Source organism: Flavobacterium filum DSM 17961, assembly GCF_000425465.1.
GTDB lineage: Bacteria > Bacteroidota > Bacteroidia > Flavobacteriales > Flavobacteriaceae > Flavobacterium > Flavobacterium filum.
The window spans coordinates 33,153-58,750 of sequence record NZ_AUDM01000003.1; the positions used below are offsets into that span (position 1 = coordinate 33,153).

Sequence of the window (25,598 nt, forward strand, 5' to 3'; positions counted from 1 at the left end):
TTTTTTAGAACCATCTCTTTATCGGAGATGGTTTTTTTATGCAAAAAACGTTACTTTTATACTTTTAATTTTTTTATGCAATGAAAAAAAGTATCATTATTTTCACTTTATGTATGGGAATTCAAACACTAGCCGCCCAAGAAGTTTTAACACCTGAAACCTTATGGAAATTAGGTCGAGTTTCGCCTTTAGGTATTTCGAAAGATGGTAAAAATATACTTTATAAAGTTTCTATTCCTTCAGTGGAAGAAAACAAATCGAATTCGAAGACATTCAGCATTCCAGTTAACGGAGGAACGGCTACTGAAATTACCGATACCAAAGAACTATTAGTGGATAAAAATCTTTCGCCAGACGGTAAATATAAACTCTCAAACAAAGAAGTTAAAGTTGAAAAAATCAATGGAAAAGATGTACATCCCGATTTAAAAAAATCAGATGTTCAAATTTACAATGGTTTAAATTATCGCCATTGGGATACTTGGAACGAAGGAAGTTATAACCATGTCGGCTTTTCTGAAGTTGATAAAGAAAAATCATTTGTTGACATCATGAAAGACGAACCTTTCGATTCTCCTCAAAAACCATTTGGTGGAGACGAAGATTATGTTTGGTCCAAAGATGGTAAAAGTATTATTTATGTATGTAAAAAGAAATCGGGAACTGCGTATGCCGTTTCTACCAATACCGATTTATACGAATACAACTTAGAAACCAAAACCACAACAAACCTAACCGAAAACAATTTAGGTTACGACACTCATCCCACCATTTCTCCAAATGGTGAATTATCGTGGTTACAAATGAAACGGGATGGTTATGAAGCCGATATAAATGATATTATCGTACGTTTCAAAGGAATGGACATGAACTTAACCGCCAATTGGGACGGAACAGTGGACAGTTTCACTTGGAGTTCCGATGGTAAAAAAGTCTATTTTTTAGCTCCGGTTGATGGCACCAAACAACTGTTTGAAGTGAACTTTCCGGGATTAACTCGAATAGCCATTACGGTGCGTCAAATTACCTCAGGTGATTTTGATGTGACGGATATTGTTGGCTTTTCAGGAGACAAAGTTATTGTTGGAAGAACTGATATGAACCATGCTAAAGAAATTTATTCCTATGATTTTAAGAAAAAAACATGGTTACAAATCACCAAAGTAAACAATGAAACGTACAACAAATTAGCTTTACCCAAATTTGAAAAACGATATGTAACTACAACTGATGGAAAAAAAATGTTGGTTTGGGTCATTCTTCCTCCCAATTTTGATGCAACAAAAAAATATCCGACTTTATTGTATTGCCAAGGTGGGCCACAAAGTGCCTTGTCACAATCGTATTCCTTCCGTTGGAATTTCAGTTTAATGGCTTCACAAGGTTATGTAGTGGTAGCACCAAACCGTCGCGGAATGCCGGGTCATGGTGTAGCTTGGAACGAACAAATCAGTAAAGATTGGGGCGGACAAGTAATGGATGATTATCTTTCTGCCATTGATGATGTTTCCAAAGAAAATTATGTGGACAAAAACCGTTTGGGAGCTGTTGGTGCAAGTTACGGTGGTTATTCCGTTTTCTATTTAGCCGGAATACACAACAAACGTTTTAAATCATTTATCTCTCATTGCGGTGTGTTCAATTTAGAAAGTATGTATGGAACAACAGAAGAAGTGTTCTTTACCGATTGGGACTTAGCCGGACCCTATTGGGATAAAACCAATGCTTTGGCACAAAAAACCTATTCACAATTTAATCCCATTAAAAATGTAACCAAATGGGATACACCAATCTTAATTATTCAAGGTGGAAAAGACTACCGTGTGCCAATCGGGCAAGGACAAGAGGCGTTTCAAGCGGCTCAATTGCAAGGCATCAAAAGTAGATTTGTTTATTTCCCGGAAGAAAACCATTGGGTACTCAAACCCCAAAATGCGATAGTTTGGCAACGCGAGTTTTTTGGATGGTTGAAAGAGACGTTATAAAGTAAATAACAAAAAATCCCAAGCTCAACACTTGGGATTTTCTATTTATTCCGGATCGTTCATTTTAAAACTCTCCATAAATTTTGTGGTATAATTTCCGGCTACATAATCCGGCTCGTCCATTAATTGTCGGTGAAATGGTATGGTGGTTTTAATTCCTTCGATATAAAACTCATCTAAAGCACGTTTCATCTTGTTTATTGCTTCCTCACGGGTTTGAGCTGTGGTAATCAATTTGGCTATCATCGAATCATAATTTGGTGGAATCGTGTAACCTGCATACACGTGTGTATCTAGACGAACGCCATGTCCACCCGGTGCATGAAGTACCGTGATTTTTCCCGGTGAAGGTCTAAAATCATTGTACGGATCTTCTGCATTAATACGACATTCAATTGAATGTAATTGAGGTAAATAATTTTTACCGGAAATTGGCACACCTGCTGCTACTAAAATTTGTTCTCGAATCAAATCGTAATCAATAACTTGTTCCGTAATTGGATGTTCAACTTGTATACGTGTGTTCATTTCCATGAAGTAGAAATTTCGGTGTTTATCCACCAAAAATTCAACCGTTCCGGCCCCTTCATATTTAATGAACTCTGCGGCTTTTACAGCAGCTTCTCCCATTTTTTGACGCAATTCATCGGTCATAAACGGAGAAGGAGTTTCTTCTGTTAATTTTTGATGACGACGTTGAACGGAGCAATCTCTTTCGGATAGGTGACACGCTTTTCCATAAGCATCTCCTACTACTTGTATTTCAATATGTCTTGGTTCTTCAATCAATTTTTCCATGTACATACCATCGTTTCCGAAGGCTGCAGCAGATTCTTGACGAGCACTTTCCCAAGCTTTGAGAAGATCTTCTTTTTTCCAAACAGCACGCATACCTTTACCACCACCACCGGCAGTAGCTTTAAGCATCACAGGATAACCCATTTCTTTCGCTATCTTTTCGGCTTGTTCATACGATTCTAAAATTCCGTCAGAACCGGGAACACAAGGAACACCTGCTGCTTTCATTGTGGCTTTAGCAGTAGCTTTATCTCCCATTTTATCAATCATTTCAGGAGAAGCACCAATAAACTTAATGCCGTGTTCTTGACAAATTTTAGAAAACTTAGCATTTTCAGATAAAAATCCGTAGCCTGGATGAATCGCATCAGCATTGGTAATTTCTGCTGCTGCAATAATATTCGACATTTTTAAATAGGACAAATTACTAGGTGGAGGACCAATACAAACGGCTTCATCGGCAAACTTTACGTGAAGACTTTCTGCATCGGCCGTAGAATAAACCGCCACAGTTTTAATCCCCATTTCCCTACAGGTTCTAATCACACGTAATGCAATTTCTCCACGGTTGGCTATTAATATTTTTTTAAACATATTTTTTTCAATTAGATAATTAGACAATGTGTCAATTAGACAATTAAGAAGAAAGAAAAACATCTAACTCCCAACTTCTAACTTCTAACTTTTTATGACGGATCTACTAAGAATAAAGGTTGATCAAATTCAACAGGAGACATGTCGTCTACTAAAATTTTGACAATTTTACCTGAAAATTCAGATTCAATTTCGTTGAATAATTTCATTGCTTCCACTACACATACAACATCACCTTTTGAAATTGTTGAACCAACTTCAACAAAAGGAGCTTTGTCTGGTGCTGGTTTTCTGTACAAGGTACCAATCATTGGCGATTTAATTGTAATGTATTTTGAATTGTCTTCAACCGGTGCACTTGCAGGAGCTGGAGTACTTGCCGGTGCAGGAGCTGCGGGAGCAACAGGTTGTTGCATCATTGGTTGCATAGGTTGAGCGGCTGGATAATGTTGAAAATAAGACGCTTCAGCTGCACCTGCTTCAGTTGTTTTGATGGTGATTTTAAAATCATCCATTTCTAATTTAACTTCGGTAGCACCTGATTTTGCTACAAATTTGATTAGGTTTTGAATTTCTCTAATATCCATGATATTCTAGTTTAGTTTAGTTTTTTATTTTTTGTCGTATGCCCATTTAAGATAAATAGAACCCCAAGTAAATCCACCTCCAAAGGCAGCAAAAATGAGGTTATCTCCTTTTTTTAACTTGTGTTCAAAGTCGCTTAACAAGAGTGGAAGTGTAGCAGAAGTTGTATTTCCATATTTTTCAATATTGACTAATACTTTGCTTTCATCTAATCCCATTCTGCCGGAAGTTGCATCAATAATTCTTTTGTTGGCTTGGTGGGCAACTAACCAATTTACATCATCATGTGAAAGATTGTTTCGTTGCATAATTTTTTCACTCACATCGGCCATTCCGGAAACTGCATATTTGAAAACAGTTTTACCGTCTTGAAATACAAAATGTTGCTTATTTTTTACAGTCTCTTCAGATGGAGGAAGGATGGAACCTCCTGCATCAATTTTTAAAAATTCTCTACCAATTCCGTCACTTCTTAAGTACTCATCTTGAAATCCTAATCCTTCATGGTTAGGCTCAAAAAGAACAGCACCTGCACCATCTCCAAAGATAATGCAGGTAGCTCGGTCAGTATAATCAATAATGGAGGACATTTTATCCGCACCAATTAAAAGTACTTTCTTATATCTTCCTGATTCTATGTAGGCTGAAGCAGTGGACATTCCGTAAAGGAAACTCGAACAGGCGGCTTGCAAATCATAGGCGAATGCATTTGTAGCACCAATTTGAGTGGCAACATAAACCGCTGTTGAAGCAACCGGCATGTCAGGAGTTGCAGTTGCAACAATAACTACATCAATTTCTTCAGGATTTAGTTTTCTTTTTTCAATTAAATTTTGAGCTGCTTTTATAGCTAAAAAAGATGTTCCTTGACCTTCTTCTTTTAATAATCTTCTTTCTTTAATTCCAGTACGTGAAGTAATCCATTCATCATTTGTATCCACCAATGTTTCAAGAACTTGGTTAGACAACACAAAATCAGGAACATAAGCACCCACGGCGGTAATAGCGGCTGTTGTTTTACTCATAGGTTATATTTGTTTTCTCTTCCTTTAAAAGGCTAAAAGAGGTGGAAATTACAAAAAAAAATCGATATTTAATTCTTTTAAAATGCTAATTTTCAAGAAATATAGGTATAACAAAAAAACTCCCACAAGGTGAGAGTTTATCTGTATTCGATAAGTAATTTTTAAGCAACAGCTTCTGTTTTATCAATCACTACTTGACCACGGTAGTACATTTTACCTTCATGCCAATAAGCTCTGTGGTATAAATGTGCTTCACCTGTAATTGGGCAAGTTGCAATTTGTGCAGCAGTTGCTTTATAATGAGTTCTTCTTTTGTCTCTTCTGGTTTTCGAGGTTTTTCTCTTTGGATGTGCCATTTTACTATATTATTTATCCGTTAATAGTTTTTTTAATTCATCCCATCTGGGATCCGTTTCATGCTCTTTTTTGTCTTCTTTTTTCTCTTTAACTTTCTGATGATCTTGGTTTTCTATTGCATTTGATTTCAAACTTCCGTCTTTTACACCGGGATGAACTCTCTTAAAAGGAATTGACAACACAATCATTTCATAAATATATTGTGCAATATCAATTTGATGTTCTCCATGAGGAAGAATTAACAATTCTTCATTTTCATCATTAAAAACATCTCCAAACTGAACAACCAAACGAATCTTTCCTTTAATAGGCAAGTCAAATGACTCACCGGTCAAGTCACAAGGCACATTTACAGTACCGTTATGTTTAAAATGAAGTTCAAGCATCGTTGTTTTCTTTTCTAAAACAACATCAACTTTTACATCACATTTTTCAAACTCATCATATTCAAAGCGATCAAAGAACGTTTTATCTATCTGATAGTCAAATTGGTGTTTTCCTAACTTTAATCCGATAAACGGAATCAAATATTCTTTAGATACTTTCATCATCAACACAATTTGTCCCGAAAATTCGGATTGCAAAGATATAAAATAATCGCAATTCCAAAACAGTTATAAACATTTTTTTGTTTAAAACTGTTTTTCTTTTGTTTTCATTGGTTTTTCGGTCAATTCTTGATACTCATTTCGGGCATTATAAATGTCAATTGCCAAAAAAACAGCTTCCTTAAAGGAGTTAAAATCGGCTTTGTCTTTTCCGGCAATTTCAAAAGCCGTTCCATGATCAGGTGACGTTCTGATTTTATTTAAACCTGCTGTGTAATTTACACCATGCCCAAACGACAATGTTTTAAAAGGAACTAAACCTTGATCGTGATAACAAGCAATAACCGCATCAAACTGTTCGTGTTGCCCATTTCCAAAAAAACTATCTGCTGCATAAGGCCCAAAAACAAATGTTCCTTGTTCAAACATTTTTTTTAAGGTTGGGCGAATAATTTGGTCATCTTCTTTCCCAATTACTCCATTGTCACCACAATGTGGATTTAATCCTAAAACTGCAATTTTTGGTTTTCCTATTTTAAAATCCTGAACCAAAGATTGTTTTACTGTTTTTATTTTTTTAATAATTAATTCCTCTGTAATGTGTTTGGCAACTTCTGTTACCGGAACATGGTCCGTTAACAACCCAACTCTCAGATTATCACTAACCATTAACATTAATGCATCTCCTTCTAATTCTTGGTTTAAATAATCCGTATGACCGGGAAATTTAAATTCATCTGATTGGATATTATATTTGTTTATTGGTGCTGTAACTAGCACATCAACCAAACCGTCTTTCAAAGCTTTTGTGGCTTCAGTAAACGATTTTATAGCATATTTACCGACAACATCATCTGAAACACCATATTCCAAGTTAAAACTCTCTTTCCAAAGATTCAACACATTAATTTTTCCGGGTACAATTTGTTCTAATTTGTCAATTCCGTGAAGAGTTGCAGTTGATTCGAAGCTTTTTTTGAGATAAGAAAGCATTTTTACATTAGCAAAAATTACAGGTGTGCAAAATTCTAACATTCGAGCATCTTCAAATGTTTTTAAAACCACTTCACTGCCAATTCCGTTTAAATCTCCAATTGAAATTCCTACGAGAATATTTTCTGCTTTTTTAACCATAACTAGTGATAATTTATTGCTAATTTTGAGGTGCAAATTTAAGAAAATAAAACCACATATGTTTACAGGAATTATAGAAACTCTAGGAAGAATAAAATCCATCGAAAAAGAACAAGATAACATCCATATTTCAATTTCTTCAGATATTACAAATGAGTTAAAAATTGATCAAAGTGTGGCTCATAATGGAATTTGTTTGACCGTTGTAGCGATAGAAAACGATTGCTACACAGTAACCGCCATCAAAGAAACCATAGAAAAAACAAATTTGGGACACTGGAAAACCGGAGATTTTGTAAATTTGGAAAGAGCCATGCGATTAGGAGATCGATTGGACGGGCACATTGTTCAAGGCCATGTTGACCAAATAGGCAAATGCATCAACGTTGAAAACGCCAACGGAAGTTGGTATTATACTTTTCAATATGATTCTTCTCTGAACAACATCACCATAGAAAAAGGTTCCATAACTGTTAATGGTGTGAGTTTAACAGTCGTAAATTCTAAACGAAATGAATTTAGTGTTGCTATTATTCCTTACACGTATGAACACACCAACTTTCATGCAATTAAGAAAGGTTCTGTGATAAACTTAGAATTTGATGTGATTGGAAAATATGTTTCCCGACTACAGGAACTAAGAGGATAAAAAAAACGCTGAAATAATTCAGCGTTTTTTTGTATTTTGATAAGTTGTGAACTTATAATAAGCAAATAACAATCCGGCACATAACAAAATTACCAATCCACCATCAATTGGCAATCCCGGTGGGGGCGGCGTAGGTGGGGGCGGATTCTGATTAACACTACCAACAGAAGCAAGAGAAGTTAATGTAAACATTCCCATTAAGCAGATCATTAAAGTAGTTAACAATTTATTTGGAACAATTCTCATAGGGTGTAAAAGTAAATAAATTTTTCTTTTAACAAAATATTTCGACAAATAAAATAAAAATCCTCCTAAAACAAAAACCTTGTCTTCATTTTTTTGAGATAATTCTTTTAAAATCAAAAAACCTCGGCAAAAGTACATCTTTTTTATTAATCAATTCTATTTCAAAATTATATTAACGTAAAATATTGTGTTTTGGTTTGAAAGAAGTGAAAAATAATTTTAATTTATAACACATAAAAAATAAAACCTCCCGTTTGGAAGGTTTTGTGGTCCCACTTGGGCTCGAACCAAGGACCACCTGATTATGAGTCAGGTGCTCTAACCAACTGAGCTATAGGACCATTATATTTCTTTTACCACCTGTCCCGATAGCTATCGGGAGAGTCAGGTGCTCTAACCAACTGAGCTATAGGACCATTATATTTCTTTTACCACCTGTCCCGATAGCTATCGGGAGAGTCAGGTGCTCTAACCAACTGAGCTATAGGACCGGCCTAGAGAGTGCAATATTACTACTATTTTTGTTTTACTCAAAATATAAATTAATTTTATTGCTGACTTTCCTTTTGATAATCCGAAACAACATCTCAAATTGTTGATTTAGAATTAGTCAAAAAGTACTTACTTTTGCAAAAAAATGTACAATGCGTAAAATTTTCTACCTTAAAACGTGTGATACGTGTAAAAGAATCATCAAATCACTTCCAAATACAAACGGTTTTATATTCCAAGACATTAAAGAAGAAACAATAACTGTTAAGCAATTGGAAGAAATTCATCAACTTACCGGAAACTACGAAGTGCTTTTTAGTAAAAGAGCCAAATTATACAAAGAAATGGGCTTGAAAGACGAAAAACTCTCCGAACCCGATTTCAAACGATACATTTTAGAACATTATACTTTCCTAAATCGTCCGGTTATTGTGATTGATAAATCTATTTTTGTTGGAAATAGTCCTAAAACCGTTCAAGCTGCCATTGATTTTTTAGCAAATGAGTAAAAGACATTGGGCGTTAATGGCGGCCACCTTGGTTTCCATTATTTATGGGGTTACATTTACCATTGCCAAAGATGTAATGCCGGAATTTATTGAACCTTTTGGCTTCATTGTACTTCGAGTTGGTGGTTCTGTTTTATTATTTTGGATGATTTCCTTTTTTGGACAGAAGGAAAAAATTGCAAAATCTGATTTCCCCAGAATAATTGCTGCTGCATTTTTTGGAGTAGCGTTAAACATGCTTACGTTTTTTAAAGGGTTAAGTTATACCTCACCAATAATGGGAGCGGTTTTGATGGTTACCACTCCTATGATTGTTCTGATTCTTTCGGCAATTATCATGAAAGAACGGATGCTAAAAAGAAAAGTTTTTGGCATCGTTTTAGGTTTGGCCGGAACCATTTCGCTCATTCTATATGGCAAATCGATGATTAATGCACCCAACGAAATGTTGGGGAATTTGTTGGTGTTTATCAATGCTATATCGTATGGTTTTTATCTTATCATTGTAAAAAAATTAATGGATAAATACAATGCTTTTACCTTTGTAAAATGGATTTACAGCTTTGGCTTTTTAATGGTTTTACCTTTTGGCTGGAATGAATTTGATGCCGTAAATTGGGCTTTAGTTCCTGCTGACATTTACTGGAAAATTGGTTTCGTGGTTGTTTTTTCAACCTTCTTAACCTATTTATTAAACTTGGTTTCCATGCGGGAATTAAAACCTACAACTGTTGCCGTTTTTATCTATCTTCAACCTTTATTTGCTACTATTTTTGCCATCAGTTTAGGAAAAGATGAATTGAGTTGGGTGAAAATTGGTTCTGCTATTTTGATATTCACTGGAGTTTATTTGGTAACACAAAAAAAGAAAGTAATTAGTGAATAGTAATTAGTAATTGGCGAATAATGCTATATTGCTAGTCACTATTCACTCATTACTAATCACTTTTTAATTATCTTTGAAAACATTTTTTATACAAGCATGATACAATCAATGACTGGTTTTGGAAAAGCATCAAAGCAACTTTCAACCAAAAAAATAACCGTAGAAGTAAAATCGTTAAATAGTAAAGGATTGGATTTGAATGTTCGAATGCCTTCTGTTTATCGTGAAATGGAGTTGGGTTTGCGTAACTTGATTTCGCAAAAATTAGAGCGTGGAAAAGTTGATTTTTCAATTTTTATTGAAGTTACCGGCGAAGAAACTTCTTCCAAAATCAATGTGCCAATTGTGAAAGGTTACATCAATCAAATGAAAGTGGTAATTCCAAATGCTGATGAAACAGAATTGATGAAAATGGCAGTTCGAATGCCGGATGCTTTAAAAACCGAACGTGACGAAATTGATGAAAACGAATGGAATGAAATTCTAAAAGTGGTTGATGATGCTATGAAAAACATTGCTTCGTTCCGTATTGATGAAGGAAAATCGCTAGAAAACGAATTTATCATGCGAATCGAAAACATTCGAAATTTTATGAATCAAGCGGTGAGTATGGATACCGAACGAATTGAAACCGTAAAAAACAGACTTCGAACCGCTTTAGCAGAATTGGAAGCCAATGTGGAAGAAAACCGTTTTGAACAAGAGTTGATTTTTTATCTAGAAAAATATGACATTACCGAAGAACGGGTTCGCTTAGAAAATCACCTCAATTATTTCATCGAAACTATTGCCGGAACGGAAGCGAATGGAAGAAAATTAGGTTTTATTACCCAAGAAATCGGTCGTGAAATTAATACGATGGGCTCCAAATCCAATCATTCTGAAATGCAAAAATTGGTAGTGATGATGAAAGACGAATTGGAAAAAATTAAGGAACAAGTTTTGAACGTTTTATAAAATAACTGCTTCGATGCCATTATTTAAATTTACTAAAGATTTCAAAAGTTACGCCTATATTTTATTTTTATTAACATTGTTTTCTTGCGGGAGTGCAATTAAAACATTGGTGGGTTTTAAAAATCCAAAAGTAGAAACCAAAGCATCACTTTTGAGTTATTTATCTGAAGTAAAAGAAAATGAAACTACTTATTTTTTGAAAGCGGATAAAATTGGAGATAGTGCTACCGTTTACAGAAATTTTTTGTTCGGATTTAATTCGGATATATTTATGTTTAGTAAAAACGGTCAAAAATTTTGTTATCAAGGAACCGAAGAATGTTCTGGAATTCAAATGACAAATGCTTTTAAAAATTTTAATGAAAATTATGCTCCCTGCGTGAATGATTCAGAAACAACGCTTTCCTCTTTAATAAATAAATTGGTTGATATAAATGGAAAAGCATTAAATATAAACGATTTGCCATCAGCAGAGTATTATATTTTTCAAAGTTGGAATAAATATTCATCATCAACAAAAAGATTGAAAGAAGATATTAATTGGTTATATGATTTGAAGAAAAACTCAACTATTCCAATAGAAATTGTTTTGGTAAATACCGATTTATTAGAAGATTGGGGTTTAGAAAAAAATGGAGAATTACCTGTGAAATTTAAAAAAGAAGGAAAAACCATTGATGTGACTTTTGGTAAATTACCTTTAAAAAAATAAAAAAATGACTAGAGGAAAACTACTTGTCTTCTCTGCACCATCCGGCTCGGGAAAAACCACAATTGTCAGACATTTGTTGGCTCAACCTGATTTGAATTTAGAATTCTCTGTTTCTTGTACCACTCGAGAACCAAGAGGTGAAGAAGTGCACGGAAAAGATTATTATTTTATATCGCTCAAAGAATTTAAAAACCACATCAAAGCCGAGGAATTTGTTGAATGGGAAGAGGTTTATCGCGATAATTTTTATGGCACCTTAAAAAGTGAAGTCGAACGCATTTGGGCCAAAGGAAAAAATGTGATTTTCGACATTGATGTAGCGGGTGGGTTGCGTATAAAAAAGAAATTTCCTCAAGAAACTTTAGCTGTTTTTGTAAAACCGCCAAGCATTGACGAGTTAAAAATTCGACTAAAAAAACGCTCCACCGAAAGTGAAGACAAAATTAATATGCGAATTGCCAAAGCATCTGTTGAATTAGCAACCGCACCACAATTTGATAAAGTGATTAAAAATTATGATTTAGAGGTTGCGAAAGCGGAAGCATATGAATTGGTGAAACAATTTATAAATCAAAATGATTAAAATGAAAATCGGATTATATTTCGGCACCTTTAATCCTATTCATGTGGGGCATTTAATCATAGCCAATCACATGGCGGAATATTCTGATTTAGATCAGGTTTGGATGGTGGTTACACCTCACAATCCGCACAAACAAAAAAGTACGTTGTTAGACGATTACCATCGATTGGAAATGGTGCATTTGGCGACCAAAGATTACCCAAAAATCAAACCGTCAGACATCGAATTCAAACTACCTCAACCAAATTATACCGTCAATACGTTAGCTCATCTTCAGGAAAAATATCCGAAGTATGAATTTGCTTTAATTATGGGCGAAGACAATCTGAATTCACTTCATAAATGGAAAAATTACGAAGTCATTTTGCAAAACCATGATATTTTTGTCTATCCTAGACTGAATTCCGGAGTCATTGACGAACAATTTATCAATCATCCAAAAATTCATCGTGTGGGTGCTCCTGTGATTGAATTATCTTCTACTTTTATTCGCGAAAGCATTAAACACGGCAAAAATGTGAGAGCCGTTTTACCGGAACATGTGTGGGCTTTTTTAGACCATAATTTGTTTTATAGGAAGTGAAATGAGAGTTAATTTTCCTATATTGAAAATTAGCGATGATAATTGGAATGAAATGGAAGATGATGGAATGCCATTTCTTTTTCAAAAATTTTATTTTTCTAAAGACAAAGATTTATTTAAAAAACTCTATTTAAATAAAGAGTTTGTAGATAAAAATGGAACTGTTTTTAAAATAACCGGTTTGTCTGAATTGTCATTTTGGTTGTATGGTTTACTATCATTACTTCCAATGGTTCCTAAATCTGAATTTATTTTTATAAATACAGGAAAATCAATTGAACTCAATGAATTGAAATTGTTTTTGATAAAGAAAATAAAAAACATTCCAGACTATGGATTTAACCAAAAATGGATTTCTGAAATTGAAAAATGTAAAACAATTGAAGAAATTTTAAATATTGAAGTTTAATCATTTTCTTGTATTCTCTTAACACTCCTTTACCACTTGTTCCTTTAATCGTTTTGTAACTTTGTTACCGTTTAAGCTTTAACCCTTTTAAACTCTTAAACAAATAACCTTTAAAACAATTTTACAATGACAAACTTCGAATTATACAACCCAACCAATTACATTTTTGGAAAGGGTCAAATAGCCAAATTATCCGAGTTAATTCCGAAAAACAGCAAAATTCTATTGGCATATGGTGGTGGCAGTATTTTCAAAAATGGTGTTTACGATCAAGTGAAATCAGCTCTTTCCGGTTTTGAAATTGTTGAATTTGGTGGTATTGAACCTAATCCGCGTTATGAAACATTGATGAAAGCGGTAGAAATCATTCGCAATGAAAAAATCACGTTTATTTTGGCCGTTGGAGGCGGAAGTGTGATTGATGGCGTGAAATTTATCTCGGGAGCCGTTAATTTTGAAGGTGATGCGATTGAAATTTTGAAAAAACGCATTTTATTCAAAGATATTTCCAAAGTAATTCCGTTTGGAACAGTTTTAACTTTACCTGCAACCGGAAGCGAAATGAACTCGGGTGCGGTAGTGACCATCGAAGCTACGCAAGAAAAATTAACCTTGGGTGGAAGTGCGTTGTTTCCAAAATTCTCCATTTGCGACCCAACTGTGGTGGCTTCATTACCAAAAAGACAATTAGAAAATGGCGTGGTGGATGCTTTTACACATGTGATGGAACAATATTTAACCTATCCGCATGATGCTTTGTTGCAAGACCGCTTTGCCGAAAGTATTTTGCAAACGTTGCTTGAAATTGGTCCCGACGTGGTGCAAAACCCATCGGATTATAAATTGGCTTCTAATTTTATGTGGTGTGCCACAATGGCCTTAAACGGATTGATTCAAAAAGGAGTGCCAAGCGATTGGGCAACACACATGATCGGACACGAATTGACCGCTTTATACGAAATTGATCATGCTAGAACGTTAGCCATTATTGGTCCTAATTTGTACCGTGTTTTATTTGAAACCAAAAAAGAAAAATTAGCTCAATATGGCGAACGCGTTTGGAAAGTAGAAGGAAATTCTATTGAAGAAAAAGCAACCCAAGCGATTGAAAAAACAGTTGAATTTCTTCATAAAATGGGAATGGAAACCAAACTATCTAACTATACCTCTGATTATGAAAAAGCTTCCGATTTTATCGTAAATCGTTTTGAAGAAAGAGGCTGGAAAGCGATGGGCGAAAAACAAAATATCACGTTAGAAAAAGTGAGACAAATTGTTGAGATGAGTTATTAGAAAGAGTGGCTGAGTGGCTGAGTGACTGAGAAAAAAATTCAATCATTATTGTATTCATTAGATACTCAGGTTTTCATTCACTTAACATCTCAACTTTTCAGCTAGTCAAAAAATAAATCAAAAAGGCGTTCCCGAATCAACTTCCGGAACGCCTTTTTTTCAAAACACCAAAACAAAATTTAACTAACTCTAACTTGACTTGTACAAGTGATTTTAGTCATTAACGTCAGTTTTTTTGTTTTATTGTTTTGATTAACAATATTTTATGATTTACCAGATTTTTACTCTTTTCTCTTCCACAAGATACATTCCGTCACCCGGTTTGATGTTAAACGCTTCGTAAAAAGCATCTACATTTTGAAGCGGAACATACGCTCGGTATTGACCGGGTGAATGAGGATCCGTTTTTACTTGATTTTTAATCGCTTCATCTCTTGCTTTACTTCTCCAAATAGTGGCCCATGAGATAAAGAAACGTTGTTCTGGGGTGAATCCGTCAATTAATCCCGGATTTCCTGTTTGTTTTAAATGAATTCTCAACCCGTCTAAAGCAGCACTCACTCCACCTAAATCACCAATGTTTTCTCCTAATGTAAATTTTCCATCCACAAAAATTCCCGGTAAAGGTTCCAATTGTGAGTATTGATCTGCCAAAGCTCCTCCCAATTCGGTAAATTGTTTTAAATCTTCGTCACTCCACCAGTTTACTAAATTACCATCAGCATTGTAACGTGAACCACTATCGTCAAAACCATGTGAAATTTCGTGACCGATTACAGCTCCAATTCCACCATAATTTACAGCTTCATCTGCTCTGTAATCATAAAAAGGTGGTTGAAGAATTGCAGCAGGAAATACGATTTCATTAAACGAAGGGTTATAATATGCATTCACTGTTTGAGGGGACATTCCCCACTCTGTCTTGTCAACGGGCTTGTTTAGTTTAGCAAAATTCTCAGCATTTCTCCATTTGGTAATGTTTTTCATATTATCAAAATAGGTTCCGCCTTGAGTTGGTGAAACAATTACCACTTTTGAATAATCTTTCCATTTGTCAGGATATCCAATTTTTACATTGATTTTATTCAATTTAGCAATGGCATTTTCTCTAGTAGATTTAGCCATCCAAGGCAAATTATTGATTCTGTTTTCATACGCTAAGAAAACATTTTGAATCATCTTTCTGGCCTTTTCTTTGGCCTCCGCAGGGAACATTTTTTCAACATAAATTTTTCCTAATGCTTCACCTAACGCTCCATTTGCTGTTTGCAAAGCACGTTCTTCAAAAGGACGTTGTTTGATGGCTCCTGTCAAGGTTTTTCCGTAGAATTCCCAATTGGCATTACCGATTTCAGTAGATAACATTCCAGCGGAACGGTTTAACAACGTCCAACGCATATAAGCTTTCCAATGGTCAACTTTATTTTCTTTAAAAATGGTTTCCACTTCAGTCATGTAGCGAGGTTGTGAAACAATTAAAGTGTCTACAACCGGAAGTCCAACTTTAGTTAAATAGGTGGTCCAATTTACAGATGGCGTTAATTTTTGCAACTCAGCTATTGTCATTGGATTATACGTTTTTCTTCTGTCTCGTCTTTCTACACGATCCAATCTTGGTTTGGCCATAGCCGTTTCTAATTCCAATACTTTTTGAGCATTTGCTTGTGCAACGGCCGGTTTTTCACCTAAATAGGCAAACATTCTTGCCACATGAGCCACATATTTTTCTCTTTTTTCTTTACTGTCTTTGTCTTCAGAAACATAATAATCTCTGTCGGGTAATCCTAAACTTCCAAGTCCAACATTGATAACATTTCTATTGCTGTTTTTGGCATCCGTTCCCACACCAACACCAAAAAAACCTATTCCGCCTTGGGTTTCCATTTCGATTAATAAATTGTTCAAATCAGCTACTGATTTTACAGCATTTATTTTATCCAAATAAGATTTTAAAGGTTTTACACCTTGTTTATTTCTCGTGATAGTATCCATCACCGAACGATACAAGTTTAACGCTTTCCCTTGATCAGAATCAGCAGTATAAGCAGGATTTTTTAAAGCTTCCTTTAAAATTTCCATCATGTCTTTGTCTGTTTTTTCACGTAACTCATCAAAACTTCCCCATCTAGTTCTATCGGCAGGAATTTCGGTATTGTCTAACCACGTTCCGTTTACATATCTAAAAAAATTATCACTTGGCTTAACTGTTTTATCCATGTGATTCAAATTGATTCCGATAGTTTCTTTTGCTTTTTCTTGTGCTGTAATGGTTAAAAATCCTCCTGAGAGAAGAATTATAAGGGAAAAAATATTCTTTTTCATGTTTATTTTTTTATTATTCTTTGTGTAAACTGTTGATTTTCTGTTTTAATTTTTACAAAATAAATACCTTGTGCATATTTTTCAAGGTTCAATTTTAATTGTCTATCTTGAATGAAAAATTGATTTTGAGTATGAATTAACTTTCCGGAAATATCATAAATTTCGATTTCCTTTGGTTCGTTTTGTTCTAGATATACGGTAATTTCACCAGAAGTTGGATTAGGAAATACAACCACTTTTTGAATTGCATTATCCACAGTACTCAACGTTCCTTCAATTACAAAATCATCAATAATTACACCTTCTTGATTTACCGATTCATCGGAATGAAACACAAATCGAAACATGATGTTTGAAGCAGAAGAAAATTGATCAAGTGCATAACTATACTCCGAAAGTGTAGCATTTGTTCCTGTCCATTGAGCTCCCGGACAATTAAAACAATTGTTCCCATTTTGATTATTTTGACTACTGTTGTACCAATTGGAATCATTTGCAGAACCTAGAACCGTCCAGTTTTCTCCTAAATCGGTGGAATATTGAACATATAAAATATCCCAGTTTGTTTCTAAATCATAAGCCATTTTAAATTTCATCACCGGATTGATAATTTCTGTCAAATTATAACATTGTGAATACAAAAAGGCTTGTGTGTTATCGGTATAATTTCCATTTAAATTAGTCCCATATACTTTTGTTCCAGAAGTTGTGGTATTTAAAAGGGTTCCTGATGGAACACCTCTTTGCCAAAGCGTACTGCTTCCCTCTTGTGAAGTTAACAAAAAAGAATCATCCGTTTCAAAAGTATTTACTACACCAACGGTTCCGGAATCATTATTTAAAAATGAGATTGAAACTGAATTATTATTAGAAAAAGTATCATTCGCAAAAATTACATTTGCATTAATGGTCGTATTTCCTCTAATCCAATTTTCATTGGTAACAACAACTTGAATTGTTTCATTAGGTTGTAATGTTCCATTCCAAATATAGTTGAAATCTTGTCCGTTTACTGTGTAATCAATTTGAAAAGAGGATATTGATTCGGTTCCTAAATTTCTAACTAAAAAAGTTAAATCACTTCCTCCACAATTAATAACTTCTAAAGAAGGAGTAGCAACACCCAACAGTGCAATTTCATTTGGCACAACTGCTTCGGGAATTGATGATTGCCAAACACCTCTTCCATAAGTAGAAGCAATAATTTTTCCGTCAAGCGGATGAATTTCTAAATCGGTAACTGAAACGTTAGGCAAATTTGTGTCAAACGGTATCCAGCTCGATAAGGTATTGTCGCGATAGTAAACCCCTAAACTTGTACCAATGTAAACCGGATCATCAGGATGATTAGGTTGATGAACGATTACATTCCTACCAATATTCGGTAAGCCTAGATGAAAAGCAGAAAATCCTTGACCTCCATCAACAGATTTAAAAACGCCTCCTGTCAATCCTGAAGTTGTTACATATAAAATTGAGTTGTTATTATTATTTACAGCCATACCCGTTATAGCAGAACCGAATGAATACAATAAACTGAAGGAAACCCCTCTATCGAAACTTTTATATAAATCATTTCCATCGCCAACATACATAATATCATCATTTGTTGGATCAATCATCATTTTTTCAATATTCCCCGAGGTAAAAGTGTTTGTTGAAAGTAACGTCCAAGCATTATTTACTAATTTATACACACCGGTAAAACCTGAAAATAATTCTCCGGATGAATTGATAACTAGCGGAGTAACCCAGTTTCCTTCTTGACCTTCAGGTGCATCAACAGAGCCGGACAAATTTGAACCGGCATTGTTAGAATAATATAATCCTCCGCCATTTTGAATAAAACCATAGTATTTATTGCTGTTGGTAGGATCAATTGCTGTTTCCATTCCGTCGGCACCATAGAAGTTTTTCCACAAATTAGAACTCAAAGCATAACCACCATTGTCTTGTAAACCTCCAGCAATTTTTGAAGAAGTTTGTTTAGAAACGGATATTTTATAAAACTGTCCTATTTGAGCAGTTGCGGTTAAATCGGTAAATGATACTCCATTATTGGAGGAAACGTAAATACCACCATCGCTTCCACAGTATAAAACACCATTATAAAAACGTAAAAAATGGATGTCTGCATGTGTATAAGTAGCTTGAAACGGGTTGGACCAATTATTGATTTTAACAAAAGAATTTCCTCCGTTTGTAGATTTCCAAACGTTTAGAACACCGGTATATACTTCTTCCGGATTTGTATCTGAAACTGCTAAAGCGAGCGTAAACCATGCTTGATTTGCTTCAAATATATCTGTGTTGTTGTCTGTTTTTGTGAAATTTACTCCTGAATTTACTGATTTATAAAGTCCTTGGTGACTCCAATTTGTTCGAGCACTTAACACATATACATATTCAGGATTGGCGGGTGTAACATCAATTGTTAATCTACCGGAATTAGAAGGCATTCCGGATGTAATTTGCGTAAAAGAATCTCCTCCATTTGTAGAACGATGAAAACGATTTGTCGTAACCGCATACACTATATCCGGATTACCGGGTTTTAATTTGACATCTTTTACATTTCCATTGAGGGTTTTTGTCCATGATACTCCGGCATTAGAAGTTTTGTATAATCCAGCACTCGTAGCCACCCACAATATATTCGGATTTGTTGGATGCATAAACATATCAGCAGCCACTGTAGAGGTATTGGTGAATGTTAATCCGGTAGTATTCCATGTCATTCCACCATCTGTGGATTTCATAACACCAACAGAATAGGTGTCATTAGCATCTTTATCACCTGTGGCAATGTAAATGATATCAGAATTGGAATGGTCAACTACAATCCCTGAAACCCCAATTTGAGGTAAATAATCTGAAAGTGGTATCCAATTCATTCCAGCATCTGTGGATTTCCATATTCCACCGGCGGGTGTGCCGATATAGATTGTATTAGCATTATTTGGATCTACAACTATAACATTTACGCGTCCTTGACCAGAAGACCAAGAGCCAGTATTAACATGATTAAAAGGCCCAAGAGGTTCCCAATTACTCTCAACATCTTGAGCTGAACGCAACATTTGGCTTTGCTTTTTTTGATTCCAAGCTTGCCACATTTGTTCGGGTGTTAACAAAAAGCCGTTTTGATTCACTTTATTTTGCCAATGGGTTTCCCAACGCATAAAAGGTTTGTAGCCACTCCCTTTCTTTTTATAATCTCTTTCGGCCCAATAGCTTTCAAAAGCCATTTTAATATCATTGAGCGATGCTTCTCCATTTTGATTTTTAGCAACATTATCCATCCAAGGAGCAGAAGGATTAAACTGTGCAAAAACCACAATGAACTGAAAATAAAAGAATAAGAACGCAATTTTTTTCATTAGAAATAATTTTATCCAAAAATAAATAAACCATTTTAATTGTACGTAAGAATTTAACAGTTAATTAGAAACATTCTAACTTTTTTACTTTTTACCTTTGTAAAAAATAAAGTATGAAGATTTCAAAAAGCGTAAAATATTATGCAATTGGTGTTGTTCTTTTTTCGGTGGCGTTTTTAGCCATCGCTTATCAATTGCTAAAACCTCAAAAAACACTCCCTATTTACAATCCATCTGATGTCAATCCTGAATTAGTTGACAGTACAGTTCAACACGTAAGTAAATATCATACGATTGCCGATTTTAAATTCACTAACCAAAATGGTGAAACCGTAACCCAAAAAAAATATGAGGGAAAAATTTATGTAGCCGATTTTTTCTTCACCACTTGTCCAACCATTTGTCCGATTATGCAGGATAATATGGTTGTTTTGCAACAAGAATTTAAAGACAATCCTAACGTAATGCTTTTGTCACACACAGTAATGCCTCACATTGATAGTGTTCCGGTTTTAAAAAAGTATGCTATAGAAAAAGGCGTCATCGATTCCAAATGGAATTTAGTTACAGGTGACAAAAAAGATATTTTTTATATCGCACGAAAATCCTATTTAGCCGTAAAAACGGAGAACGAAGGTGAATTATATGATATGGTTCACACCGAAAATTTTATTTTGGTTGATGAACAAAAAAGAGTGAGAGGTTTTTATGATGGCACTAACAAAGAAGAAATTAAACGTCTTTCTGAAGACATTCGTTTTTTGTTGGAGGAAAAAAAATAATGCATCCTGATTTTTATCAATTTAATTTGAGTAAAAAAACCTAACTTTGTATTTATATTTATTCTAAATAAGTTTTGCAAACTACAATTGACCAATTAAAAAAAGGAGAGAAGGCAATTATTGTCGATTTCAATATTGAAACCATTCCATTAAAATTAGTGGAATTGGGTTGCATGGAAGGTCATTTGGTAGAACTCAAACAAATTGCTCCTATGGGCGACCCCTTATTTTTAGATTTAAACGGAACGCAACTGGCTATTCGAAAAGAAATGGCTAAAGATATTGTTGTAGAAATTATTCAAAATTAAATCAGAATGCCAAATTCTACGATCAAAGTTGCACTTATTGGCAATCCAAATACCGGAAAAACATCGCTTTTTAATCAGCTTACCGGACTAAACCAACAAGTTGGAAATTATCCCGGAATTACTGTGGATAGAAAAATCGGGCAATGTAATTTATACCAAAACCAAAAAGCGACCATACTAGATTTACCTGGAACGTATAGTTTAAATGCGAATTCATTAGATGAAAATCTTGTCGTAGAATTATTGTTAAACAAAAATGACAAAGATTTTCCAGATGTTATTGTTGTGGTAACCGAAGTAGAAAATCTTAAAAGAAATTTATTGCTTTTTACCCAGATTAAAGACCTTGAAATTCCAACAATTTTAGCCATTAACATGGTTGATCAAATGGAATTAAAAGGAATTTCATTAGATATTCCAAAATTAGAAGAAGGTTTAAAAACGAAAATAGCCTTAATCAGCTCCAGAAAAAGTATAGGCATTGAAAATTTAAAGCAACTTATTCTTTCGTATGAAGAAATTTCTACTGAACCCTGTTTAAATGCCTCAGAAATTGACCCGGAATATTTTGGTAACTTAAGACGAATTTATCCTAATCAACAGTTGTATAAACTTTGGTTGGTCATTTCTCAAAATGTGAACTTTGGTGATTTAACCAAAAACATCATTCAACATCAATCATTTGCTAAAACAGATAGTGAATTAAAAAAATTACAACATCAGGAAACAGTCAAACGTTATCAATTTATTAATGCTTTATTGAAAGAAACCAAAAAAGTTGACAGCTCCAAAGCAAAAGATATTCAAAGCCAATTAGATCGAATTTTAACGCATAAAATCGGTGGTTATGCGATCTTTTTTGGTGTTTTATTCTTGATTTTTCAATCCGTTTTTGATTGGTCAAGCATTCCAATGGATTTTATTGATGAATCTTTTGCTTCTCTCAGTTCATGGGTTAGCGAAAACCTGCCTGCCGGAAAGTTAAACGATTTAATTTCACAAGGAATTGTACCGGGAATTGGTGGCGTAGTTATTTTTATTCCTCAAATTGCCTTTTTATTCCTTTTCATTTCTCTTTTAGAAGAAAGTGGCTACATGAGTCGAGTTGTGTTTTTAATGGATAAAAGCATGCGACGTTTTGGTCTAAACGGTAAAAGTGTGGTACCCTTAATTTCGGGAACAGCTTGTGCCATTCCGGCAATTATGGCAACGCGTAATATTGAAAATTGGCGTGAGCGATTAATCACCATTTTGGTTACGCCTTTTACAACTTGTTCGGCCAGAATTCCGGTTTATACAATTTTAATTGCTTTGGTCATTCCTGAAAAAAAGCTGTTTGGCTTTTTAAATCTGCAAGGACTAACCTTAATGTTGCTCTATTTAATCGGTTTTTTTGCGGCCATTCTCTCGGCTATGATTCTAAATAAAATACTGAAATTTTCTACCAAAAGTTATTTTGTTATTGAAATGCCGAACTACAAAATACCCTTTTATAAAAATGTAGGTTTAAATGTAATTGAAAAAACAAAAGCGTTTGTGTTTGGAGCGGGAAAAATCATCATTTCCCTTTCCATTATTTTGTGGTTTTTAGCTTCTTACGGACCGAATGAAAATTTTGATAACGCAGAAAAAATCATTTCTTCACAACCGGAAACAAAGACGTTATCTGAAGATGAAATGCAAAATAAGATAGCCTCTTTTAAATTAGAAAACTCGTATATCGGCATTATCGGAAAATCTATTGAACCCGTAATTCGACCGTTGGGTTATGATTGGAAAATCGGAATTGGAATTGTTGCTTCATTTGCCGCAAGAGAAGTTTTTGTGGGAACATTGGCTACGATTTATAGTGTTGGCAGTCATCAAGACGAAGAAGGCACCATCAAACAACGCATGAAAGACGAGATTCATCCGGTAACAGGAAAACCAATTTATACCTTTGCTTCCGGCATTTCACTTTTACTCTTCTATGCATTTGCCATGCAATGTATGAGTACGTTAGCTATCGTAAAAAAAGAAACCAATTCATGGAAATGGCCAATGATTCAACTTTTTTTCATGAGTGGATTGGCATACTTACTCTCACTTACTGTTTTTCAATTCTTGAAATAATTTCATTTTCAATCCATTATAAAATAATTCAAAAAAACGTTATTTATAATTTGTCTAAATTAATTTTAGATTATATTTTTGCAGTGTAGAATTAATCTAAATAAAAATGAAAAACAGTTTTTCCTTAATTTTCTTCTCTTTCATTGTTACATTGAATGCTTTTAGTCAACAAGAACAACCAACCGACACTTTAAAATTAGATGGAGTTATTTTAGAACCCAAAAAAAATAGTCCGGAAAGAATGCCGGAAATCAAACAAAATATTTTGTTTTCAGGTAAAAAAAATGAAGTGTTACATTTATCCAAAATCAATGGAAATTTCACCACTAATAATAGTAGAGAAATTTTTTCAAGAATTCCTGGTGTTACCATTTGGGAAAATGAGGGTTCGGGAATTCAAATTAATGTGGGAGTTCGTGGTCTTAGTCCAAATAGAAGTTGGGAATTAAATACGCGTCAAAACGGATATGATATTTCGTCAGATGTATTTGGTTATCCCGAAGCATATTATAATCCACCTCTAGAAGCGGTTGAAACCATTGAATTAGTTCGTGGTGGTTCTTCTTTACAATTCGGCCCTCAATTTGGCGGTATGTTGAATTATGTCTTAAAAAGAGAAACGAAAAAGAAATTTTCATTTGAAACCCAAAACACAGTAGGAAGTTATGGCTTGATGAGTAGCTTTAATGCCATTGGCGGTAATTTTAAAAAATTTTCCTATTATGTTTACAACCATTCACGTAGTGCAGACGGTTGGAGAGAAAATAGTGAATATACGGTTCGAAACACACACGCTTTTGTGGAATATCGCTTTACAGAAAACACCAAATTGTCTGCAGAATATACCAACATGGATTACCAAATGCAACAAGCAGGTGGTTTAACCGATGAGCAATTTAAAGATAATCCGAGACAATCCCTAAGAGAACGAAATTGGTTTGGAACGCCCTGGAATGTGTTTTCATTGAATTTTGATACAAAAATTAATGACAATTTTACTTCAAACATAAAACTTTTTGGACTAATTGGCGAAAGAAACAGTGTTGGATTCACAGCTACTCCAAATGTTGAAGATGTTATCAATCCTGCAACAAATGATTATGCTAATAGAAGAGTAGATCGCGATTTTTACGAAAATTATGGATTGGAAAATCGAAACATTTATAAGTACAAACTTGGAAAAACAAATAACAACCTTGCTTTTGGTGTGCGTTTGTATAAAGCAAATACACAACGGGTTCAGGATGGAAGAGGCACAACGGGCTCTAATTTTGATTTATCAATTGACGGAAGATTTGCCCGAGACATTAATTTTACTACAGAAAACGTAGCGGTATTTGCTGAGAATCAAGTTAAAATAACTGAAAAATTTAGCGTTACTCCGGGAGTACGATATGAATACATCAAAAACACTGGCGAAGGAAGATTCGGAATCAGTAATGGTAATGATATTGCATTTCCTGATAAAACCATTTCAAGAAGTCAACCCTTGTTTGGATTAGGAATGGAATACAAATTTACAACAACCAATATTTATGCAAATATTACTCAAGCCTACAGACCTGTTCTATTCTCAGATTTAACTCCCCCTGCTGTAACCGATGTTATTGACCCAAATTTAAAAGATGCCAGTGGTTTTAATGCCGATTTAGGTTTCAGAGGAACCTACAAAAACTACTTAAATTTCGATTTCAGTCTATTTTATTTAAGTTACAACAATAGAATTGGCGGAATGAGACAATTTGTAAACAACGACCCAACACAAGGAACCTTTATTTACAGAACCAACTTGGGTGAAACCGTAAACAAAGGAATCGAAGGGTTTTTTAATCTGAATTTTACGAAATTATTCGAAATTGATAAACCTTATGGTAATTTAGATTTATTTGCCTCTGTAAGTTTTATTGACAGTCGCTACACCGATTTCAGAATTTTTAACACATCAGGAACAGCACCAAATGTTACCATAACAGAAACGAATCTAGATGGAAATCGAGTTGAAAATGCACCACGCTATATTCATAATTTTGGGCTTTCTTGGAGTAATAACAACTTCTCATCTACTTTACAATATAGAATGTCCGGTAAAATATTTACGGATGCTAATAACACAAAAACCCCATCAGCTAATGGTGTTACCGGACTTTTAGGCGATTATCGCGTTTTTGATTTATCTACTGAATATAGATTTTTGAAAAATTATAACATTCGAGCCGGAATCAACAACTTACTTAACGAAGATTATGCCACTCGAAGAGCCGGTGGTTATCCCGGTCCGGGTATTCTTCCCGGGGAAGGTAGAACATTCTATATTTCTGTAGGAGCTAAACTTTAACAAATAAATGGTTT

The 25,598-nt window shown here is 34.4% G+C and carries 23 protein-coding genes and 1 tRNA gene; 14 read left to right on the forward strand and 10 right to left on the reverse strand.

The features are described from left to right. Positions 1-113: 113 nt before the first annotated feature. Positions 114-1,985: a S9 family peptidase gene (locus tag H601_RS0100130; protein ID WP_026709624.1), complete on the forward strand. Its 1,872-nt coding sequence runs from the start codon at positions 114-116 to the stop codon at positions 1,983-1,985. Positions 1,986-2,030: 45 nt separating this feature from the next. On the opposite strand, the gene accC is transcribed toward H601_RS0100130, so the two are convergent. The 6 genes from accC to pdxA form a co-directional block, all read right to left on the reverse strand. After that, positions 2,031-3,377 (reverse strand): acetyl-CoA carboxylase biotin carboxylase subunit, encoded by a 1,347-nt coding sequence (accC, locus tag H601_RS0100135; RefSeq protein ID WP_026709625.1) that lies wholly within the window; start codon positions 3,375-3,377, stop codon positions 2,031-2,033. 92 nt (positions 3,378-3,469) lie between these two features. Then, complete coding sequence (gene accB, locus H601_RS0100140; protein WP_026709626.1) at positions 3,470-3,964, reverse strand: acetyl-CoA carboxylase biotin carboxyl carrier protein; 495 nt, start codon at positions 3,962-3,964, stop codon at positions 3,470-3,472. 24 nt (positions 3,965-3,988) lie between these two features. Beyond that, complete coding sequence (locus H601_RS0100145) at positions 3,989-4,987, reverse strand: beta-ketoacyl-ACP synthase III (protein WP_026709627.1); 999 nt, start codon at positions 4,985-4,987, stop codon at positions 3,989-3,991. Positions 4,988-5,148: 161 nt separating this feature from the next. Further along, complete coding sequence (gene rpmF / locus H601_RS0100150) at positions 5,149-5,343, reverse strand: 50S ribosomal protein L32 (RefSeq protein WP_026709628.1); 195 nt, start codon at positions 5,341-5,343, stop codon at positions 5,149-5,151. Positions 5,344-5,352: 9 nt separating this feature from the next. Next, on the reverse strand, positions 5,353-5,892 hold the full coding sequence (locus H601_RS0100155; RefSeq protein ID WP_026709629.1) for a YceD family protein: 540 nt from the start codon (positions 5,890-5,892) through the stop codon (positions 5,353-5,355). Positions 5,893-5,976: 84 nt separating this feature from the next. Next, a complete protein-coding gene (gene pdxA / locus H601_RS0100160) occupies positions 5,977-7,026 on the reverse strand; it encodes a 4-hydroxythreonine-4-phosphate dehydrogenase PdxA (RefSeq protein ID WP_026709630.1) in 1,050 nt (349 codons plus the stop codon). A 58-nt stretch (positions 7,027-7,084) separates the two neighbouring features. Between pdxA and H601_RS0100165 the strand changes: the two genes are divergently transcribed. Then, positions 7,085-7,675: a riboflavin synthase gene (locus H601_RS0100165; protein ID WP_026709631.1), complete on the forward strand. Its 591-nt coding sequence runs from the start codon at positions 7,085-7,087 to the stop codon at positions 7,673-7,675. An 18-nt stretch (positions 7,676-7,693) separates the two neighbouring features. On the opposite strand, the gene H601_RS16270 is transcribed toward H601_RS0100165, so the two are convergent. Both H601_RS16270 and H601_RS0100175 read right to left on the reverse strand, forming a co-directional pair. Next, the gene (locus H601_RS16270) at positions 7,694-7,921 is read right to left on the reverse strand and encodes a PID-CTERM protein-sorting domain-containing protein (RefSeq protein ID WP_084139908.1); all 228 of its coding nucleotides are present in this window, start codon (positions 7,919-7,921) and stop codon (positions 7,694-7,696) included. 267 nt (positions 7,922-8,188) lie between these two features. Further along, positions 8,189-8,262 (reverse strand) — tRNA-Ile (locus tag H601_RS0100175). Between the two features lie 303 nt (positions 8,263-8,565). Here H601_RS0100175 and H601_RS0100180 point away from each other — a divergent pair. The 8 genes from H601_RS0100180 to H601_RS0100215 all read left to right on the forward strand — a co-directional run bounded on the left by H601_RS0100180 (position 8,566) and on the right by H601_RS0100215 (position 14,345). After that, positions 8,566-8,922 carry an arsenate reductase family protein gene (locus H601_RS0100180; RefSeq protein ID WP_026709632.1) on the forward strand — a complete coding sequence of 119 codons (357 nt, stop codon included), beginning with the start codon at positions 8,566-8,568 and terminating at the stop codon, positions 8,920-8,922. Beyond that, complete coding sequence (locus H601_RS0100185; protein WP_026709633.1) at positions 8,915-9,808, forward strand: DMT family transporter; 894 nt, start codon at positions 8,915-8,917, stop codon at positions 9,806-9,808. The genes H601_RS0100180 and H601_RS0100185 overlap by 8 nt, the downstream gene beginning before the upstream one ends. A 96-nt stretch (positions 9,809-9,904) precedes the next feature. After that, positions 9,905-10,765 (forward strand): YicC/YloC family endoribonuclease, encoded by an 861-nt coding sequence (locus tag H601_RS0100190; protein ID WP_035655279.1) that lies wholly within the window; start codon positions 9,905-9,907, stop codon positions 10,763-10,765. Positions 10,766-10,778: 13 nt separating this feature from the next. Then, complete coding sequence (locus H601_RS0100195) at positions 10,779-11,477, forward strand: hypothetical protein (protein WP_026709635.1); 699 nt, start codon at positions 10,779-10,781, stop codon at positions 11,475-11,477. Positions 11,478-11,481: 4 nt separating this feature from the next. After that, positions 11,482-12,060, forward strand: a complete 579-nt coding sequence (gene gmk / locus H601_RS0100200) for a guanylate kinase (protein WP_026709636.1) — start codon at positions 11,482-11,484, stop codon at positions 12,058-12,060. A gap of 1 nt (position 12,061) precedes the next feature. After that, entirely contained in the window at positions 12,062-12,643 is a 582-nt protein-coding gene (nadD, locus tag H601_RS0100205) for a nicotinate (nicotinamide) nucleotide adenylyltransferase (RefSeq protein WP_026709637.1), read from the forward strand. Between the two features lies 1 nt (position 12,644). After that, positions 12,645-13,052 carry a hypothetical protein gene (locus tag H601_RS0100210; RefSeq protein ID WP_026709638.1) on the forward strand — a complete coding sequence of 136 codons (408 nt, stop codon included), beginning with the start codon at positions 12,645-12,647 and terminating at the stop codon, positions 13,050-13,052. Between the two features lie 126 nt (positions 13,053-13,178). After that, complete coding sequence (locus H601_RS0100215) at positions 13,179-14,345, forward strand: iron-containing alcohol dehydrogenase (RefSeq protein WP_026709639.1); 1,167 nt, start codon at positions 13,179-13,181, stop codon at positions 14,343-14,345. Between the two features lie 270 nt (positions 14,346-14,615). On the opposite strand, the gene H601_RS0100220 is transcribed toward H601_RS0100215, so the two are convergent. Together H601_RS0100220 and H601_RS0100225 are read right to left on the reverse strand one after the other, a co-directional pair. Continuing rightward, positions 14,616-16,667: a M13 family metallopeptidase gene (locus H601_RS0100220; RefSeq protein ID WP_026709640.1), complete on the reverse strand. Its 2,052-nt coding sequence runs from the start codon at positions 16,665-16,667 to the stop codon at positions 14,616-14,618. A gap of 2 nt (positions 16,668-16,669) precedes the next feature. Next, positions 16,670-20,047: a T9SS type A sorting domain-containing protein gene (locus tag H601_RS0100225; protein ID WP_026709641.1), complete on the reverse strand. Its 3,378-nt coding sequence runs from the start codon at positions 20,045-20,047 to the stop codon at positions 16,670-16,672. 113 nt (positions 20,048-20,160) lie between these two features. Here H601_RS0100225 and H601_RS0100230 point away from each other — a divergent pair, with 113 nt between their 5' ends. From H601_RS0100230 to H601_RS0100245, 4 genes are all read left to right on the forward strand, one after another. Next, entirely contained in the window at positions 20,161-20,829 is a 669-nt protein-coding gene (locus H601_RS0100230; RefSeq protein ID WP_026709642.1) for an SCO family protein, read from the forward strand. 74 nt (positions 20,830-20,903) lie between these two features. Beyond that, entirely contained in the window at positions 20,904-21,137 is a 234-nt protein-coding gene (locus tag H601_RS0100235) for a FeoA family protein (protein WP_026709643.1), read from the forward strand. 6 nt (positions 21,138-21,143) lie between these two features. Continuing rightward, the gene (gene feoB / locus H601_RS0100240; RefSeq protein WP_026709644.1) at positions 21,144-23,249 is read left to right on the forward strand and encodes a ferrous iron transport protein B; all 2,106 of its coding nucleotides are present in this window, start codon (positions 21,144-21,146) and stop codon (positions 23,247-23,249) included. 106 nt (positions 23,250-23,355) lie between these two features. Next, on the forward strand, positions 23,356-25,584 hold the full coding sequence (locus tag H601_RS0100245; RefSeq protein ID WP_026709645.1) for a TonB-dependent receptor family protein: 2,229 nt from the start codon (positions 23,356-23,358) through the stop codon (positions 25,582-25,584). Positions 25,585-25,598 lie beyond the last annotated feature (14 nt).

What these genes read in the sequence shown, in the direction of transcription:
- H601_RS0100130 (WP_026709624.1), top strand. Translation starts at nt 114, where the DNA reads ATGGGAATTCAAACACTAGCCGCCCAAGAAGTTTTAACACCTGAAACC.
- accC (WP_026709625.1), bottom strand. Translation starts at nt 3,377, where the DNA reads ATGTTTAAAAAAATATTAATAGCCAACCGTGGAGAAATTGCATTACGT.
- accB (WP_026709626.1), bottom strand. Translation starts at nt 3,964, where the DNA reads ATGGATATTAGAGAAATTCAAAACCTAATCAAATTTGTAGCAAAATCA.
- H601_RS0100145 (WP_026709627.1), bottom strand. Translation starts at nt 4,987, where the DNA reads ATGAGTAAAACAACAGCCGCTATTACCGCCGTGGGTGCTTATGTTCCT.
- rpmF (WP_026709628.1), bottom strand. Translation starts at nt 5,343, where the DNA reads ATGGCACATCCAAAGAGAAAAACCTCGAAAACCAGAAGAGACAAAAGA.
- H601_RS0100155 (WP_026709629.1), bottom strand. Translation starts at nt 5,892, where the DNA reads ATGAAAGTATCTAAAGAATATTTGATTCCGTTTATCGGATTAAAGTTA.
- pdxA (WP_026709630.1), bottom strand. Translation starts at nt 7,026, where the DNA reads ATGGTTAAAAAAGCAGAAAATATTCTCGTAGGAATTTCAATTGGAGAT.
- H601_RS0100165 (WP_026709631.1), top strand. Translation starts at nt 7,085, where the DNA reads ATGTTTACAGGAATTATAGAAACTCTAGGAAGAATAAAATCCATCGAA.
- H601_RS16270 (WP_084139908.1), bottom strand. Translation starts at nt 7,921, where the DNA reads ATGAGAATTGTTCCAAATAAATTGTTAACTACTTTAATGATCTGCTTA.
- H601_RS0100180 (WP_026709632.1), top strand. Translation starts at nt 8,566, where the DNA reads ATGCGTAAAATTTTCTACCTTAAAACGTGTGATACGTGTAAAAGAATC.
- H601_RS0100185 (WP_026709633.1), top strand. Translation starts at nt 8,915, where the DNA reads ATGAGTAAAAGACATTGGGCGTTAATGGCGGCCACCTTGGTTTCCATT.
- H601_RS0100190 (WP_035655279.1), top strand. Translation starts at nt 9,905, where the DNA reads ATGATACAATCAATGACTGGTTTTGGAAAAGCATCAAAGCAACTTTCA.
- H601_RS0100195 (WP_026709635.1), top strand. Translation starts at nt 10,779, where the DNA reads ATGCCATTATTTAAATTTACTAAAGATTTCAAAAGTTACGCCTATATT.
- gmk (WP_026709636.1), top strand. Translation starts at nt 11,482, where the DNA reads ATGACTAGAGGAAAACTACTTGTCTTCTCTGCACCATCCGGCTCGGGA.
- nadD (WP_026709637.1), top strand. Translation starts at nt 12,062, where the DNA reads ATGAAAATCGGATTATATTTCGGCACCTTTAATCCTATTCATGTGGGG.
- H601_RS0100210 (WP_026709638.1), top strand. Translation starts at nt 12,645, where the DNA reads ATGAGAGTTAATTTTCCTATATTGAAAATTAGCGATGATAATTGGAAT.
- H601_RS0100215 (WP_026709639.1), top strand. Translation starts at nt 13,179, where the DNA reads ATGACAAACTTCGAATTATACAACCCAACCAATTACATTTTTGGAAAG.
- H601_RS0100220 (WP_026709640.1), bottom strand. Translation starts at nt 16,667, where the DNA reads ATGAAAAAGAATATTTTTTCCCTTATAATTCTTCTCTCAGGAGGATTT.
- H601_RS0100225 (WP_026709641.1), bottom strand. Translation starts at nt 20,047, where the DNA reads ATGAAAAAAATTGCGTTCTTATTCTTTTATTTTCAGTTCATTGTGGTT.
- H601_RS0100230 (WP_026709642.1), top strand. Translation starts at nt 20,161, where the DNA reads ATGAAGATTTCAAAAAGCGTAAAATATTATGCAATTGGTGTTGTTCTT.
- feoB (WP_026709644.1), top strand. Translation starts at nt 21,144, where the DNA reads ATGCCAAATTCTACGATCAAAGTTGCACTTATTGGCAATCCAAATACC.
- H601_RS0100245 (WP_026709645.1), top strand. Translation starts at nt 23,356, where the DNA reads ATGAAAAACAGTTTTTCCTTAATTTTCTTCTCTTTCATTGTTACATTG.